General features: G+C 68.5%; 15 protein-coding genes and 1 tRNA gene. 11 read left to right on the top strand and 5 right to left on the bottom strand.

The genetic code is table 11. The features are described 5' to 3' along the window. The first annotated feature begins 59 nt into the window (after positions 1-59). The 4 genes from ACFWQC_RS23365 (at position 60) to ACFWQC_RS23350 (ending at position 1,999) form a co-directional block, all read left to right on the top strand. Positions 60-132 (top strand) — tRNA-Arg (locus ACFWQC_RS23365). A gap of 91 nt (positions 133-223) precedes the next feature. Further along, positions 224-892, top strand: a complete 669-nt coding sequence (locus tag ACFWQC_RS23360) for an HAD family hydrolase (protein ID WP_378683589.1) — start codon at positions 224-226, stop codon at positions 890-892. 94 nt (positions 893-986) lie between these two features. Beyond that, on the top strand, positions 987-1,367 hold the full coding sequence (locus tag ACFWQC_RS23355; RefSeq protein WP_378683586.1) for a helix-turn-helix transcriptional regulator: 381 nt from the start codon (positions 987-989) through the stop codon (positions 1,365-1,367). Beyond that, positions 1,364-1,999 (top strand): mobile mystery protein B, encoded by a 636-nt coding sequence (locus ACFWQC_RS23350; protein ID WP_378683583.1) that lies wholly within the window; start codon positions 1,364-1,366, stop codon positions 1,997-1,999. The genes ACFWQC_RS23355 and ACFWQC_RS23350 overlap by 4 nt, the downstream gene beginning before the upstream one ends. A gap of 26 nt (positions 2,000-2,025) precedes the next feature. On the opposite strand, the gene ACFWQC_RS23345 is transcribed toward ACFWQC_RS23350, so the two are convergent. Further along, positions 2,026-2,232 carry a DUF4287 domain-containing protein gene (locus ACFWQC_RS23345; RefSeq protein ID WP_355019021.1) on the bottom strand — a complete coding sequence of 69 codons (207 nt, stop codon included), beginning with the start codon at positions 2,230-2,232 and terminating at the stop codon, positions 2,026-2,028. A 106-nt stretch (positions 2,233-2,338) separates the two neighbouring features. Between ACFWQC_RS23345 and ACFWQC_RS23340 the strand changes: the two genes are divergently transcribed. From ACFWQC_RS23340 to ACFWQC_RS23330, 3 genes are read left to right on the top strand one after another with little or no spacing between them, the layout of a single operon-like run. Further along, positions 2,339-2,944 (top strand): acetoacetate decarboxylase family protein, encoded by a 606-nt coding sequence (locus ACFWQC_RS23340; RefSeq protein ID WP_378683581.1) that lies wholly within the window; start codon positions 2,339-2,341, stop codon positions 2,942-2,944. Positions 2,945-2,993: 49 nt separating this feature from the next. Beyond that, complete coding sequence (locus ACFWQC_RS23335) at positions 2,994-3,341, top strand: VOC family protein (RefSeq protein WP_378683579.1); 348 nt, start codon at positions 2,994-2,996, stop codon at positions 3,339-3,341. A gap of 54 nt (positions 3,342-3,395) precedes the next feature. Next, positions 3,396-3,683 (top strand): MazG-like family protein, encoded by a 288-nt coding sequence (locus tag ACFWQC_RS23330; protein ID WP_378683577.1) that lies wholly within the window; start codon positions 3,396-3,398, stop codon positions 3,681-3,683. 31 nt (positions 3,684-3,714) lie between these two features. Here the strand turns inward: ACFWQC_RS23330 and ACFWQC_RS23325 are convergent, their stop codons facing one another. After that, positions 3,715-4,491 carry a lysophospholipid acyltransferase family protein gene (locus ACFWQC_RS23325; RefSeq protein WP_378683574.1) on the bottom strand — a complete coding sequence of 259 codons (777 nt, stop codon included), beginning with the start codon at positions 4,489-4,491 and terminating at the stop codon, positions 3,715-3,717. 51 nt (positions 4,492-4,542) lie between these two features. On the opposite strand from ACFWQC_RS23325, the gene ACFWQC_RS23320 reads away from it, so the two are divergent. After that, positions 4,543-5,391, top strand: coding sequence for an alpha/beta fold hydrolase (locus ACFWQC_RS23320; RefSeq protein WP_378683572.1), 849 nt, complete (start codon positions 4,543-4,545; stop codon positions 5,389-5,391). Between the two features lies 1 nt (position 5,392). Here ACFWQC_RS23320 and ACFWQC_RS23315 read toward each other — a convergent pair whose 3' ends face one another. Together ACFWQC_RS23315 and ACFWQC_RS23310 are read right to left on the bottom strand one after the other, a co-directional pair. Further along, positions 5,393-6,340 carry an LCP family protein gene (locus tag ACFWQC_RS23315; protein WP_378683569.1) on the bottom strand — a complete coding sequence of 316 codons (948 nt, stop codon included), beginning with the start codon at positions 6,338-6,340 and terminating at the stop codon, positions 5,393-5,395. Then, positions 6,337-6,930: a hypothetical protein gene (locus tag ACFWQC_RS23310; RefSeq protein ID WP_378683566.1), complete on the bottom strand. Its 594-nt coding sequence runs from the start codon at positions 6,928-6,930 to the stop codon at positions 6,337-6,339. Before ACFWQC_RS23310 ends, ACFWQC_RS23315 begins: the two co-directional genes overlap by 4 nt. A 292-nt stretch (positions 6,931-7,222) precedes the next feature. Here ACFWQC_RS23310 and ACFWQC_RS23305 point away from each other — a divergent pair, with 292 nt between their 5' ends. Continuing rightward, entirely contained in the window at positions 7,223-10,966 is a 3,744-nt protein-coding gene (locus ACFWQC_RS23305; RefSeq protein ID WP_378683563.1) for a multifunctional oxoglutarate decarboxylase/oxoglutarate dehydrogenase thiamine pyrophosphate-binding subunit/dihydrolipoyllysine-residue succinyltransferase subunit, read from the top strand. 166 nt (positions 10,967-11,132) lie between these two features. Here ACFWQC_RS23305 and ACFWQC_RS23300 read toward each other — a convergent pair whose 3' ends face one another. Then, the gene (locus ACFWQC_RS23300; protein WP_378683560.1) at positions 11,133-13,304 is read right to left on the bottom strand and encodes an MMPL family transporter; all 2,172 of its coding nucleotides are present in this window, start codon (positions 13,302-13,304) and stop codon (positions 11,133-11,135) included. A gap of 86 nt (positions 13,305-13,390) precedes the next feature. Here ACFWQC_RS23300 and ACFWQC_RS23295 point away from each other — a divergent pair, with 86 nt between their 5' ends. Further along, positions 13,391-14,077: a TetR/AcrR family transcriptional regulator gene (locus ACFWQC_RS23295; protein WP_378683557.1), complete on the top strand. Its 687-nt coding sequence runs from the start codon at positions 13,391-13,393 to the stop codon at positions 14,075-14,077. A 12-nt stretch (positions 14,078-14,089) separates the two neighbouring features. After that, the gene (locus ACFWQC_RS23290; protein WP_183543693.1) at positions 14,090-14,266 is read left to right on the top strand and encodes a DUF6104 family protein; all 177 of its coding nucleotides are present in this window, start codon (positions 14,090-14,092) and stop codon (positions 14,264-14,266) included. Positions 14,267-14,343 lie beyond the last annotated feature (77 nt).

The following is a 14,343-nucleotide window of genomic DNA, read 5'->3' as shown; positions in this document are numbered from 1 at the left end:
TTTCACCGTTATCCGTCCCAGCCTGTAGGGTTCCATCTGCACTGCTCAGGCGGTGCACTGCCTCCGTAGCTCAGGGGATAGAGCGCCGGTTTCCGGTACCGTAGGCCGCAGGTTCGATTCCTGCCGGGGGCACAGAAGAAACCGCTGGGTGACCAGCGGTTTCTTTTATTTCCACCGGAACCTGCGGTGCGCATTCGGGCGGGTATGTCACGCTGCCTGCAGCATGGAAACAGTAGTAATACGCCACGTTCTATTCGACGCCGACGGTGTCCTCCAACATCTCCCCGGAGGTTGGTACGCAGCGGCCGAGCCATTCCTCGGGGACCGCGCAGAAGAGTTCTTCCTTGCCGCGTGGGCGAAGGAGGCTCCGCTGCAAGCCGGCGCGGACGGCGACTTTCTCGCCATCCTCGCCGACCTGCTGGACGAGTTCGGCGCGACCGCGTCTGCCGAGGAGGTGTATGCCGCGGTGTGGAACCGGGTGGAGGTCCACCCGGAGTCGGCCGATGTCGTACGTCGGCTGCGAGCAGCTGGCTACGGCGTGCACCTCGGTACCAACCAGGCCGCGCACCGCGGCACCTTCATGCGCACCGCGCTCGGGCACGACGACCTCTTCGACGTGAGCTGCTACTCCTTCGACCTCGGCGTGGCCAAGCCCGAGCCTGAGTTCTTCCACCGCGCCGCCGCGCGGATCGGCGCCGACCCGCACGAGATCGTCTTCGTCGATGATAAGGCGAGCAACGTCGCCTCAGCCCGATCTATCGGCATGGCCACTGTCCACTGGACGTTCGATTCCCACCCAGAGGCCTCCGCGGCGGGCACCGATGCACCAGCCGACCACATCAGTCATGCCGCGCTCTGCGAACAGCTGGCAGCACACGGCGTACGCCCCTGACCCTTTCGCGCACGGCTGCACCGACGGCTGCAGCATCAGTTTCAAGACAGTTGGATGCGACAGTTCTGTCGCATGCGAGTGGTAGCCTTGTGTCATGACCACCCACACCGCTACTGCTGACCTCGGCGCCGCAATCCGCGACGAGCGGGTCCGGCGCGGCCTTTCGCAGGCAGAGCTCGCCGCCCAGATCGGCACGACACGCGAGTGGATCGGTCGCCTTGAGGCCGGCGCGCCCAGGGTCGAGCTCGACAAGGCACTTCGCGCCGCCAACGCCGTGGGGATCTCGTTCACCACTCGACAGACACCGACCTGGAACGACCTCGCCACAGCCGAGGACCATGCCCTGCTGCGTACCGTCGTGATCAACATGGGCCTTGAAGGTCAACACCTCACCGAGAACGCCAAGGACCGCCTTCTGACAGGCATCGTGCGCGAGCGGCTCACCGCTGATGGCCAAGCCCACTCAGCAGCGTGAACACCCAGATACACGAGACCCAAGACGGCGAGACCCCGATCGATGAGGACGATCGGGAGTTTCTTATGCCCGCCTACGCACACATCACCACTCGTGACGAGTTGAACCTCGCCGAGGCGACCAACATCGTGTTCGGTATCAGGTGGTTGAACCGGGCTGGCCACCTTCAGGCGGAGGAGGTCCTCGACCAGTGGTTCCTTCGCGATCTGCATCGCAACATGTTCGGCCGGGTGTGGACCTGGGCAGGCAGGAATCGCACCAGGCAGACCAATATCGGAGTCGACCCCGGCGTCATCACCGAACGCTGGGCCCAACTTCTCGATCAGGCACGAGGCTGGATCGAGTACGAGGCCTACTCGCCCGATGAGATCTGCGTACGACTTCACCATCGGCTCGCGTCAATCCACCCGTTCACCAACGGTAACGGTCGCCATGCGCGCGTCACCGCGAACAAACTGGCCGAGTCGCTCGGGCTCTCTACCCCTGGGCGATACCGCTACGAGTGGGGATTCGATGCCACGCCCGCCAAGCGCGAGTCGTCCCGCAGGGCGTATCTCGACGCGCTGCACACGGCAGACGGAGGCGACTACCGAGTATTGGTCGAACTGGCGCTACGTCCTGCGGGCTCGTAGCCCGTCAGCCCGCTCTCACCATCGGGTCAGAGACCCTCGGCGAGGGTGTGGGCGACGAGGGCGTTGGCGTGACCGTGCCCGAGGGCGTACTCGGTCTTCAGATGCGTCACGAGCTCCATGTGCTTGGTGATCCCGCTGTCGCGGATGATCTGCTGCCACTCCGCGATCGGGCGGCCGTACTTCTTCTCGATGGACGGGAAGTAGGCGGCGGGGCCCTTCACCTGGTCGGTCATCTCTGGTCTCCTTGGGTAAAGCGTGGCGACGATCGCCACACGCCTACGCGTCGAACCGAGCATGACCGCTTCGACACGGACCACAACAGAAATTCGGGAGACCCACGTGACCAGCTATCCCCCAGCCCCTTGGCACATGCACGGATCGATGTGGCTCTCGGTCTACCGGCTCGCCCACGACGTCGACGAGCTGCGCCCGAAGGGTATCTACGCGGTCGCCCTGGTCGACTACACCGAGCCGAGCCCGCTGACCTACCACGAGCTCCTCTCCGCCCGGGTGATCACCGCGTCCAACGGGAAGAAGGCGGTGAGCGTCGTCGACATCTGGGTGGACTCCCCCGACTCCGTTGCCGGCGGGCGTACGTTGTGGGCGATCCCGAAGGGACTGGCCAAGTTCAGCGGAGGGTCGTCCACCAAGGGGCCGCTGTCGACCCACACCTGGGAGGCGAGCCACGACGACGGCCCGATCGCGACGGCGAAGTTCAACGACGTCACCCAGCTCGCCCCGCGCGTGCCGATGCGGGGCAACGTCGAGCAGCCCGGCATCGAGGAGCACCCCGACACCGCCTGGCTCACCATGAAGGGCCGCGCCAAGCTCCTGCCCGCGCACGGCACCTGGGTCTTCGACCCCGACGGCCCGCTCGCCTACCTCCGCGACGCCACCAAGCTCGGCTCCTTCCGCGGCAAGGGCTTCGAGATCGCCTTCGGCTGAGCCTTCGACCGAGCGAGAGTGTCGGCGGTCGCGGGTAGCGTCGATGGGCATGAATGCACTCCACATCGACTACCTCGAGCTCGCGGTCACCGACCTCCCGAGCTCCCGCACGTTCTACGAGTCCGCCTTCGGCTGGTCCTTCAACGACTACGGCGGGATGTACGCCGGGATCGTCGGGCCCGACGGCAAGGACGAGAACGGCGGGATGTACGCCTCCGAGGCCCCCGTCGCCCCGCTTCCGTTGATCCGCACGACCGACCTGGAGGCCGCGGTGACGGCCGTCGAGAAGGCCGGCGGCACGATCACCGAAGCGCCCTACGACTACCCCGGTGGGCGTCGGTTCATCTTCACCGACCCGTCCGGAAATCGGCTCGGGGTCTATCAGCCTGCTGAGTAGCCCTTAAACCTAAGGCTCGACCGAATTACCGGGAGCGCCCTAGACTCCGACCGCATGACCGACGCTACGCCGGCTCTGCTCGCGTATCTGTCCCGGTGGCTCGATGAGTCCCAGGGCGATCGCGACGCCGAAGCCGTTCTCTGGGGGAGAGTCGCGAAGGTGACCGAAGAGGCAGGCGAAGCCATCGCCGCAATCATCGGAGCCACCGGCCAGGATCCCCGACTGAATCCATTCGTGGGCAACACCCACAGCTACGACGACGTCGTCGATGGGCTCCTCGATGTTGCGATGACCGCGGTCGAGCACATGGCCGGCGCCGAGCGCGCCGGCGCTCCGACCTAGGTCGCGCCCTTCGACAAGCTCAGGAGAGTCCTCAGGCCCTGCCCTTTTTGGCCAGCCGCTTCGCGGCCTTCCGCTGGGCGCGAAGCCTGCGCTCCTCGGCGTACATCGCCTCGGCCTCCTCGAGCGTGGGGGCCGAGCCGCCGTACGCCCCCGGCAGCCACCACGAGCCCGGGGGCTGCTCCTCGGCGGGGTGCGCCTTGATCAGCCGGTCGAGCATCGCCTCCATCTGCGCCTTGAGCGCAGCGGTCTCGGCGGCCGGGTCCTCCCCGGTCACCGGCAGCGGCGGGCCGATCTCGATCCCGATCGTCTTGTGGCGCGACAGGTCGACCTTCTGACCCTTCGTCATGATCCGCTGGGTGCCCCACAGCACGACGGGGATCAGCGGGACGCCGGCGTCGGCGGCGATGCGTACGGTGCCGGTCTTGAGGTCCTTGATCAGGAACGAGCGCGAGATCGTGGCCTCGGGGAAGATCCCGACGACCTCACCGTCCTGGAGGTAGTCGACGGCCTTCTTCATCCCGGCCGCGCCGTAGCTGCGGTCGATCGGGATGTGGTGGAACGAGCGCATCACGGGGCCGCCGACGGGGTGGTCGAAGACCTCCTTCTTGGCGATGAACCGGGTCAGCCGGCCGCGCTCGGCCCCGGGGAACCCGGCCATGACGTAGTCGACGAAGGAGAGGTGGTTGACCGCCAGCAGGGCACCACCCGACTCGGGGATGTGCTCCGCACCGGTCATGTTGATCTTGATGTCGCCGAGCTTGAACCAGGTGCGAGCCGCGGCGATCGTGACCGGATAGCTGATGTCCATGGGCGAATCGTGTCACGTCGGCGTGAACGGCGCCGGACTACCCTCGGGCGGGTGAGCACCCTCGACGTGGCGACGACCGACAGGCTCAGGCTGGCCGTCACCGACTTCGGGTCTCCCGGCGACACCCGCCCCACGCTGGTCTGCGTTCACGGCTACCCCGACAACGCCAGCGTCTGGCTCCCGCTGGTGAGGATCCTCGGCAGCGAGCTGCGGATCGTGACCTACGACGTACGCGGCCATGGCAGCTCGCAGGCTCCGGCCACGCGCGAGGGCTATCTGATCGAGCAGCTCAACGCGGATCTGCAGTCCGTCATCGACGCGGTCAGCCCGTCGGCGTCGGTGCACCTGCTCGCCCACGACTGGGGCTCGACCCAGACGTGGGAGGCCGTCGCCGGCAACGTGCCGTCCGAGCGGATCGCGTCGTTCACCTCGATCTCGGGGCCGAGCCTCGACCAGACCGGGACCTGGCTGCGTACGCCGGCACGGACCGCCCGCGGCGTCCTCGAGCGTCTCAAGCAGGGTGCCGAGTCGACCTACATCGGCTTCTTCCAGGCGCCGCTGCTCCCCGAGCTCGCATGGCGCTCCGGGTTCCTCGACCGGATCGTCGGCGGCTCGGCCGTCGACCGCACCCAGGCCGATCGGATCAACGGCCTCGAGCTCTACCGCGCCAACGCGATCGCCCGGATGGGGCATCCTCAGCCGCGACCGGTCACCGTCCCGGTCCAGGTCATCGCCCCGACCGGTGACGTCTACGTCAGCCGGGCGCTGGCGACCGAGGCCCCGCAGCCGTACGTCGCGGACCTGACGATCCGCGAGGTCGCCGGCTCACACTGGGTGGTCGCCGATCATCCCGAGCGGATCGCCCCGCTGGTGCGCGACTTCGTCGTCGCGCACGAGTGACTCAGCCGCGGCAGCCGCGGTTGAGTCGGCCGTCGTTGCGCGCGTCGTTGCCCATCGCCCGGGCCGCCCCGACGTTGGGGAAGACGACGCTGGCGGCGCCGGCGTTGCCGATCCCACCGGGAACGACGCAGGTGCGGACCTTGCCCGGGTTGATCGCGGCGACGGCGTTGGCGAGCTGGTAGAGGTCGCGGCCGGAGAGGCCGGTGGTGTGCATCTTCTTCATCACCAGCGAGACGCCCTTGGCCTTGAAGCCGATGTCGTACTGCCGGGCGACGATCTTGCGGTGGATGCCGCGGATGACGCGGGACTGGTTGGCCGAGCGGTCGAAGTCACCGCCGGGCAGCGTCTTGCGGGCCCGCGCGAAGTCGACCGAGTGCGGGCCGCTGATGTGGATCCGGCCCTTCTTGAAGCCGTAGCGCGCGACGTACGGATCGCTGAAGGCACGCGGGTTGTCGACGTCGACGCCGCCGACCCCGATCACCATGTCGCTCATGCCCGAGAAGGAGGTGACGAAGACGTACTGCGGCTGTACGCCGACCAGGCTGCCGACGGCGCGGCCCATCAGCTTCGGGCCGCCGTAGAGCAGCGCCGAGTTGATCTTGTCGCGCCCGTGGCCGGGGATGTTGACGTAGGAGTCGCGCGGGATGCTGATGTCGGTGGCATAGCCCGACGACGGGTTGAAGCCGATCAGGTGCAGCGCGTCGCCGCGGCTGCGGGTGACCTTCTGGCCGGGGCGGGCGTCCGAACCGACCGCGAGGACCCAGATCGTGCCGCCCTTACGGGTGAACTTGGCGACGTCGAGACCCTTGGCCCACTTGGTCGCGATCAGCTCCGCGCGTGGCTCGGCGACCTCGGCGTCAGGCACCAGGACCGCGGTCAGCGCGAGCACCACGCCCAGCGCGAGCGTGGTCAGGAGGCGGCGGCGAACGGGCGTCGTCAGGCGGCTCATGACTTGTCTCCCGAGGGGCTCGGCGAGGCGGACGGCGCCGAGGACGGGTCCGGCGCCAGCTTCTCCTCGCGAGTGATGTTGAAGCCGAAGACGGCCCAGGAGGTCTTGGTCGGCACCATGTCCAGGGTGCCGCGGACGGTCTGGCGTGACTCCCGGTCCCCCGTGGTGTCGTAGACCAGCCGCACCCGGGCGACCGCGCCGACCGGGTAGTTGTTGTTGGCCAGCAGATCGACGTGGACGTCGCTGGCGACGACCTCGACCCCGTCGATCTGAGGAGCGATCGTGGCGTTGCTCATCTGGGTCATCTGCTTGCCCGCCTGAGCGATCGTGACCTTGGAGAAGCCCGGAAAGGACTTCGCGGTGAAGGTCGAGGTCGCGCGCGGGTAGTCACCCCCGACGTACGCCGCCTGCAGCCACCGGTCGACGACCTTGGCCACGTTGGCCGAGACCGCCTGGCGCCGGCTCTTGGGGAACTTGCCCTGCACGTGGACGAGCTTCGCGGCCGACTTCACCGTGGCCGCCGGGGTCGGCGACGGGGACGGCGAGGCGGCCGGCTCGTCGGACTCGCGACCGCACCCGGTGAGTGCCAAGGTGCTGCTCAGGGCCGCCGCCGTGAGTGCCGTTGCGACGCGCGAAAGGCGCCTCGTACTGCTGCTCGTCATGTGGGGATTCCGCCTCATAGACCTGCTCCGGGACCGGGCCACTGTACGCACACCGACCCGGGTTGCGCGTACACCCGGTCGGTAACGCAAGATGTGGGACGGATTACATCCTGTCCACAGGGAGAACCTGCATCGGGCATTTGCGTGTTCGGGGGGATAGCCTTGCCCGTGGGCAACCCATTTCTTACAGTGCGAAAATTCGGAAGAGGCGAATCAAGCCGTGTCCTCAGGCACCCCGTCCCCCAACACTGCCGACATCCCAGCGGAATTCGGCGCCAACGAGTGGCTGGTCGAGGAGATGTACGACCAGTACACGAAGGATCCCAGCAGTGTTGACCCCGTGTGGGTGAAGTTCTTCGAGACCAACGGACAGCCTGGCGCGTCGCCGAACGGCGCCGCCGCCCCGGCGACGCCCGCCGCCGCGCCCGCCAAGGCTCCGGTCTCCCCCGCGCCGGCCACCGCGCCCGCGCCGACCACCCCCGCCTCCGCAGAGGCGCCGGCCTCCAAGGCGGCTCCGGCCCCCAAGGCGAAGCCGCGCCCTGCCGCGCAGGCCGCCGAGCCGGCCAAGGGCACCGCGACGCCCACCCCCAAGGACGCCCCGAAGCCGACCGCCGTCGCCGTCACCGACGAGCCGACCTACACCACCCTTCGCGGCATCCCCGCCGCCACGGCCAAGAACATGGACGTGTCGCTCGCGGTGCCGACCGCGACCTCCGTGCGCAACATGCCGGTCAAGCTGCTGTGGGACAACCGCACGGTCATCAACAACCACCTCAAGCGCGCTCGCGGCGGCAAGGTCTCCTTCACCCACCTCATCGGCTACGCCATCATCAAGGCGATCAAGGCGATGCCGGCGATGAACAACACCTACGCCGAGGTCGACGGCAAGCCGACCCAGGTGACCCCGCCGCACATCAACCTCGGCCTGGCCATCGACCAGCAGAAGAAGGACGGCACCCGCCAGCTGGTCGCACCCTCCATCAAGGGCTGCGAGCTGATGGACTTCGCCGGCTTCTGGACCGCGTACGAGGACATCGTCCGCAAGGCCAAGGACAACAAGCTGTCCATGGCCGACTACTCCGGCACCACGGTCAGCCTGACCAACGTCGGCGGCATCGGCACCAACAACTCGGTGCCGCGGCTGATGCAGGGCCAGGCCGCGATCATCGGCGTCGGCTCGATGGACTACCCGCCCGAGTTCCAGGGCGCCTCCCCCTCGAAGCTCGCCCAGAACGCCGTCTCGCGGATCATGACGATGACCTCGACGTACGACCACCGGGTCATCCAGGGCGCCCAGTCCGGCGAGTTCCTGGCCACCGTCCACCGGCTCCTGCTCGGTGAGAACGACTTCTACGACGAGATCTTCGCGTCGCTGCGGATCCCCTACGAGCCGATCCGCTGGAACCAGGACATCGACACCACCCACGACGACCAGATCTCCAAGCAGGTCAAGGTCGGCGAGATCATCCACGCCCACCGCGTGCGCGGTCACATGATGGCCGACACCGACCCGCTGGAGTACAAGCAGCGTTCGCACCCCGACCTGCAGATCGAGTCGCACGGGCTGACCCTGTGGGACCTCGACCGCGAGTTCCCGGTCGGCTCCTTCGCCGGCGGCCGCAAGCCGTTCATGAAGCTGCGCGAGATCCTCGGTGTCCTGCGTGACTCCTACGTCCGCACCACCGGCATCGAGTACATGCACATCCAGGACCCCGAGCAGCGCCGGTGGATCCAGGACCGCGTCGAGCGGCCCTACGACAAGACCCCGCGCCAGGAGCAGCTCCGGATCCTGTCGAAGCTCAACGAGGCCGAGGCCTTCGAGACCTTCCTGCAGACGAAGTTCGTCGGCCAGAAGCGGTTCTCCCTCGAGGGCGGCGAGACCGCGATCCCGGTCATCGACGAGGTCTGCGAGGCCGCCGCCGAGGCCGGTCTGGACGAGGTCACGATGGGGATGGCCCACCGCGGCCGTCTCAACGTGCTCGCCAACATCGTCGGCAAGTCCTACAACCAGATCTTCCGCGAGTTCGAGGGCAACATCGACCCGCGCACGGTCCAGGGCTCCGGTGACGTGAAGTACCACCTCGGCGCCGAGGGCGAGTTCCTCTCCGACCTGGGCGACACGATCAAGGTCTCCGTCGCCGCCAACCCGTCCCACCTCGAGACCGTCGACCCGGTCCTGGAGGGCATCGCCCGCGCCAAGCAGGACGTGCTCGACCAGGGCGCGGTCTTCCCGGTCCTGCCGCTGCTGGTCCACGGTGACGCCGCGTTCGCCGGCCAGGGTGTGGTCGCGGAGACGCTCAACCTGTCCCAGCTGCGTGGCTACCGCACCGGTGGCACCGTCCACCTGGTCATCAACAACCAGGTCGGGTTCACCACCTCGCCGGGCTCGTCGCGCTCCTCGCTCTACGCCACCGACGTCGCGCGGATGGTGCAGGCGCCGATCTTCCACGTGAACGGCGACGACCCGGAGGCCTGCGTGCGCGTCGCGCGGCTCGCCTTCGAGTACCGCCAGGCGTTCAACAAGGACGTCGTCATCGACCTCATCTGCTACCGCCGCCGCGGTCACAACGAGGGCGACGACCCGTCGTTCACCCAGCCGATGATGTACGACCTGATCGAGCAGAAGCGCTCGGTCCGCAAGCTCTACACCGAGTCGCTGATCGGTCGTGGTGACATCACGATCGAGGAGGCGGAGCAGGTGCTGGCCGCCTACCAGGCTCGCCTGGAGCAGGTCTTCACCGAGGTGCGCGAGGCCGACAAGATGCCGCAGGCCTGGGAGACCGTCCCGGACTACCCCGAGAAGCCTGCCGGCGAGACCGTCACCGCGATCACCAACGATGTGCTGAAGCGGATCGCGGATGCGTACGTCACCCCGCCGGAGGGCTTCACGGTCCACCCGAAGGTGATGCCGCAGCTGCAGCGTCGCGCGACCCAGATCATCGACGGCGGCATCGACTGGGGCACGGGCGAGACGCTGGCGTTCGGGTCGCTCCTGATGGACGGTCGCCCGGTGCGTCTGGCCGGTCAGGACTCGCGTCGCGGCACCTTCGTGCAGCGCTTCGCCACCATGATCGACCGCAAGAACGCCGACGAGTGGACGCCGCTCAACAACCTCACCGAGGATCAGGCGAAGTTCTACGTCTACGACTCGCTGCTCTCGGAGTACGCCGCGCTCGGCTTCGAGTACGGCTACTCGGTCGCACGGCCGGACTCGCTGGTCCTGTGGGAGGCGCAGTTCGGTGACTTCGTCAACGGCGCCCAGTCGGTGATCGACGAGTACATCTCCGCGGGCAAGACCAAGTGGGGCCAGGACTCCGGTGTCGTGCTGCTGCTGCCGCACGGCTACGAGGGCCAGGGTGCCGACCACTCCTCGGCGCGCATCGAGCGGTTCCTCACGCTGTGCGCCGACGAGGCCATGGTCGTGGCGCAGCCGTCCTCGCCGGCCTCCTACTTCCACCTGCTTCGTACGCACACCCTCGGTGCCGAGCACCGGCCGCTGATCGTCTTCACCCCGAAGTCGATGCTGCGCCGCAAGGAGGCCGCCTCCCAGCCGGCCGACTTCACCTCGGGTTCGTTCCAGCCGGTCATCCCCGACACCGAGGCGGACGCCGCGAAGGTCAGCACCGTCCTGCTGGTCTCCGGCCGCCTGACCTGGGACCTCACGGTCGAGCGTAAGAAGCGGGACCGCGACGACGTCGCGATCGTCCGCGTCGAGCAGCTCTACCCGTGGCCGACCGACCCACTGGCCACCGAGCTCGCGAAGTACCCCAACGCGAAGGTCAAGTGGGTCCAGGACGAGCCCTTCAACCAGGGCCCGTGGCCGAGCTACTACCTCAACGTGGTCCCCGAGCTGGGCCGCGAGGTCGAGCCGATCACCCGCACCGCCTCCTCCACCACCGCCGTCGGCACCATCAAGCGGCACACGGTCGAGCAGAAGGAGCTCATCGACCGCGCCTTCTCCTGATCGCCTGGCCAGCGGAGCGCGACGCAGGAGCGCTCCGCGTAGGCCTGGCGGGTTGAGCGAGCGCACGGCCGAGCTTGCGAGGCCGTGACCGCGAGTCGAAACCCACACATCAGCACACGCGAAGCCCCCTTGGCCACAAGGCCGAGGGGGCTTCGTACGTCCTGGCTCAGGCGGGGACCGGGACCGGCTCCTCACTCAGGCCGACCTTGCGGTGCAGGCGCCGCAGCGGCCGCGGCGCCCACCAGGCCGCCTCCCCGAGCACCCGCATGGCTGCCGGGAGGAGGATGCCGCGGATCAGGACGGCGTCGATGAGGATCGCCAGCCCGACCCCGAGGCCGAAGAACTTCATGAAGCTGATGTCGCTGACCATGAACGCGAAGAAACTGGTCGCGATCAGGGCGGCGGCCGTGGTGACGATCCGGCCGGTGTGAGCCAGCCCCTGTACGACCGCGTCGACGTTGCCGAGGCCGCGCCGGCGCATCTCGGTGATCCGGCCGAGCACGAAGACCTCGTAGTCCATCGACAGCCCGAACGCGATCACCAGCAGCAGGACGACCATCGAGACGTTCAGCGGCATCGCGGTGAAGCCGAGCAGATCGGCGCCGAATCCCTCCTGGAAGATCAACACGGTCGTCCCGACCGTCGCGCCGAGACCGATGACGTTGAGCACCAGCGCCCGCAGCGGCTGCACCAGGCTGCCGGTGAACAGGAACAGGATCACGACCATCGCGATCGCGAGTCCGCCGACGGCGTACGGAAGCTTGGCGCCGATCGCGTCGAGGGAGTCCAGCAGCTCCGCGGCGCCGCCACCTACGAGCGCGTCTGTCCCGGCTGGTGACGGGACGGCGCGTACGTCGCGGACCAGGTCACGCGCCTCCTCGGACTGGCGGTCGAGCTGGTTGACGACGGCGAGCTCGTCCGCGCCGTCGCCGGGCGGGAGGGCCGGTGTCTTCGAGGCGAGGGTGCCGTCGACGTACGTCCCGACGCGGGTGTCGACACGATCGACGTCGTCGACCCGCGAGAGGTCGGCGGCGTACATCGCCAGGCTCTCGTCATCGACGGTCGAGGTGGTCACGACGCGGATGGGGCTGGTGCCGTCGCCGTCGAACTCCTCGCGCAGCAGGTCGCCGGCCTGACGGCTCCCCGCCGATGCCGGGAGGACCCGGTCGTCGGGGGTACCGAACTCGATGGCTACCAGCGGCGCGGCCATCGCGAGCAGGACGGCGACGACCGGGAGCGCAACCCACGGCCGCCTGGTGACGAAGCCTGCCAGTCGGGTCCAGAACGGGGCGGCGCCACCGCGGAGACCGCGGACGCCCGGGACACGGAGGGCGTCGATCCGGTCGCCCAACAGGGCGATCGTGGCGGGGAGCAGCACCACCGCGACGACGGCGGTGATCACCATGACCCCGATGCCGGCGTACGCCGAGGAGCGCAGGAAGTAGAGCGGGAAGACGAGCAGCGAGGCCAGTGAGACCGCGACGGTGGTGGCGCTGAAGACGATCGTCCGGCCGGCGGTCTCCACGGCGCGCACGACGGCATCGGCGTGCTCTACTCCAGCGGCTCGTTCCTCGCGGACCCTCGCCACCATCAGAAGGCCGTAGTCCACGGCGAGGCCGAGCCCGAGGCCGGTCGTCAGGTTGAGGGCGTAGATGGACACGTCGGTGAAGTTGCCGAGCACCGAGAGCTCGGCGAAGGTGCCGGCGATGGCGAACCCGCCGACTCCGATGGTGACGAGGGCGGCGACGACGTTGCCGAAGGCGAGGACCAGCAGCGCGATCATCAGCGGGATCGCGATCGCCTCGGCAAGGGCGAGGTCTGCGCCGATCTGGCTGCCGACCTCCTCGAAGGTCGCGAGCTGGCCGCCGACGTGGACCGTCGTGGCATCTCCGGTTGCGGTCTCGTCGGTGTAGCGGTCGATCACCGCGGCGGCGTCGACCGTGTCCGGGTCCTTCGCGCCGACCGAGATCAGGCCGTGGGAGCCGTCGTCCGAGATCATGCCGGGACCAGGGGCGTCGAGGTAGGAGACGACGTCGGTCAGGTCGTCGTCGGCTCGGAGGCGGTCGACGAGCGCCTGAGCGTCCTTCGCGGCGGCGCCCTCGGTCACCGCGCCATCGGCGGCGCTGACGGTCAGGAGGAAGCCGGCCCCGTTGCCGAAGCCCTCCTCCAGCGCGGTGGCCGCGCGGCTGCTCTCCGAGGCGGGGTCGTCGAAGCCGGCGTCGTCGAGCTTGCCGAAGGCCGAGGTGGCCAGATAGATCGCGCCGAGCAGGGCGACCAGGCCGATCACCATGACCCGGCGCGGATTTCGCACCACGAGGGTGCCGAGTCGGTGGAACACGATTCCTCCAGAATGAATGTGTGCAGGCGTAAACTTTGCAGGTGTTAACTTTCCCTTTGATGTGGGCAGGTGTCAACATGAATTCCGTGAAACCCTCAGAGAGCTCGGACGAGGGCGCCCGGCCCTACCACCACGGCGACCTCCGGAACGCGCTGGTCGATGCGGCCGCGACGCTTGCCGAGGAAGGCGGCCCGGACGCGGTGACCATCCGAGCCGCAGCCCGCGCGGTCGGCGTGACCCCGACCGCGACCTACCGCCACTTCGCCAACCAGGCAGACCTGCTCGTCGCCGCCAAGCACGAGGCCATGGACCGGCTGGCCGCGACGATCCTCGACCTCCTGGCTGCCGAGAAGACTGCACCGCATCCGGCCGAGGCCGCGGTGCAGCGCCTCGCCGCGGCCGGGCGCGGCTACATCCGCTTCGCGCTCGCCCAGCCCGGCCTGTTCCGGACCGCCTTCCTCCGTCCCCACGACGGAGACCCACACCCGCCCGGGGAGATGTCCGCGATCCTCGCCGAAGCCCCGCCCTACGCCTTCCTCACCACGGCTCTCGACGACCTTGTCGCGGCCGGCTGGCTGGCCCCGGAGCTACGCCCCGAGGCCGAGACGGCAGCCTGGTCCGCCGTCCACGGCCTCGCGGTCCTGCTCATCGACGGGCCCTACCGCACCTGCCCAGACTCCGAGCGTGATCGCCTCATCAACGTCACCCTCGGCATGGTCGTACGCGGCCTCTCCGGAGGTCCGGCCTCCGACGCACCACTGAACGCAGAATGAAAGACTGAGCCCATGTACTTCACCGACCGCGGCATCGAGGAGCTCGTCACCCGTCGGGGCGACGAGGAGGTCACCCTCGCCTGGCTGGCCGAGCAGCTCCAGGCCTTCGTCGACGTACACCCCGAGCACGAGACCCCCATCGAGCGCCTCGCCACCTGGCTGGCCCGTCTCGACGACCCCGAGGACTGACCCCCGCCGAGACGTCACCTACGCAGGCCGAGACGTCACGTAGGTCGGTCGAGTTGGCAGTCAGATGCCAACTCGAC

The sequence above is a fragment of the Nocardioides sp. NPDC058538 genome (genome assembly GCF_042719275.1).
Taxonomy (GTDB): domain Bacteria; phylum Actinomycetota; class Actinomycetes; order Propionibacteriales; family Nocardioidaceae; genus Nocardioides.
Note: the sequence above shows the minus strand (reverse complement) of the source record. Positions and strands in the feature narration are given on the sequence as shown.

Coding starts and splice junctions, on each gene's coding strand:
- ACFWQC_RS23345 (WP_355019021.1), bottom strand. CDS start 2,232: ATGACCGACCAGGTGAAGGGCCCCGCCGCCTACTTCCCGTCCATCGAG.
- ACFWQC_RS23330 (WP_378683577.1), top strand. CDS start 3,396: ATGACCGACGCTACGCCGGCTCTGCTCGCGTATCTGTCCCGGTGGCTC.
- ACFWQC_RS23325 (WP_378683574.1), bottom strand. CDS start 4,491: ATGGACATCAGCTATCCGGTCACGATCGCCGCGGCTCGCACCTGGTTC.
- ACFWQC_RS23335 (WP_378683579.1), top strand. CDS start 2,994: ATGAATGCACTCCACATCGACTACCTCGAGCTCGCGGTCACCGACCTC.
- ACFWQC_RS23355 (WP_378683586.1), top strand. CDS start 987: ATGACCACCCACACCGCTACTGCTGACCTCGGCGCCGCAATCCGCGAC.
- ACFWQC_RS23360 (WP_378683589.1), top strand. CDS start 224: ATGGAAACAGTAGTAATACGCCACGTTCTATTCGACGCCGACGGTGTC.
- ACFWQC_RS23315 (WP_378683569.1), bottom strand. CDS start 6,340: ATGAGCCGCCTGACGACGCCCGTTCGCCGCCGCCTCCTGACCACGCTC.
- ACFWQC_RS23290 (WP_183543693.1), top strand. CDS start 14,090: ATGTACTTCACCGACCGCGGCATCGAGGAGCTCGTCACCCGTCGGGGC.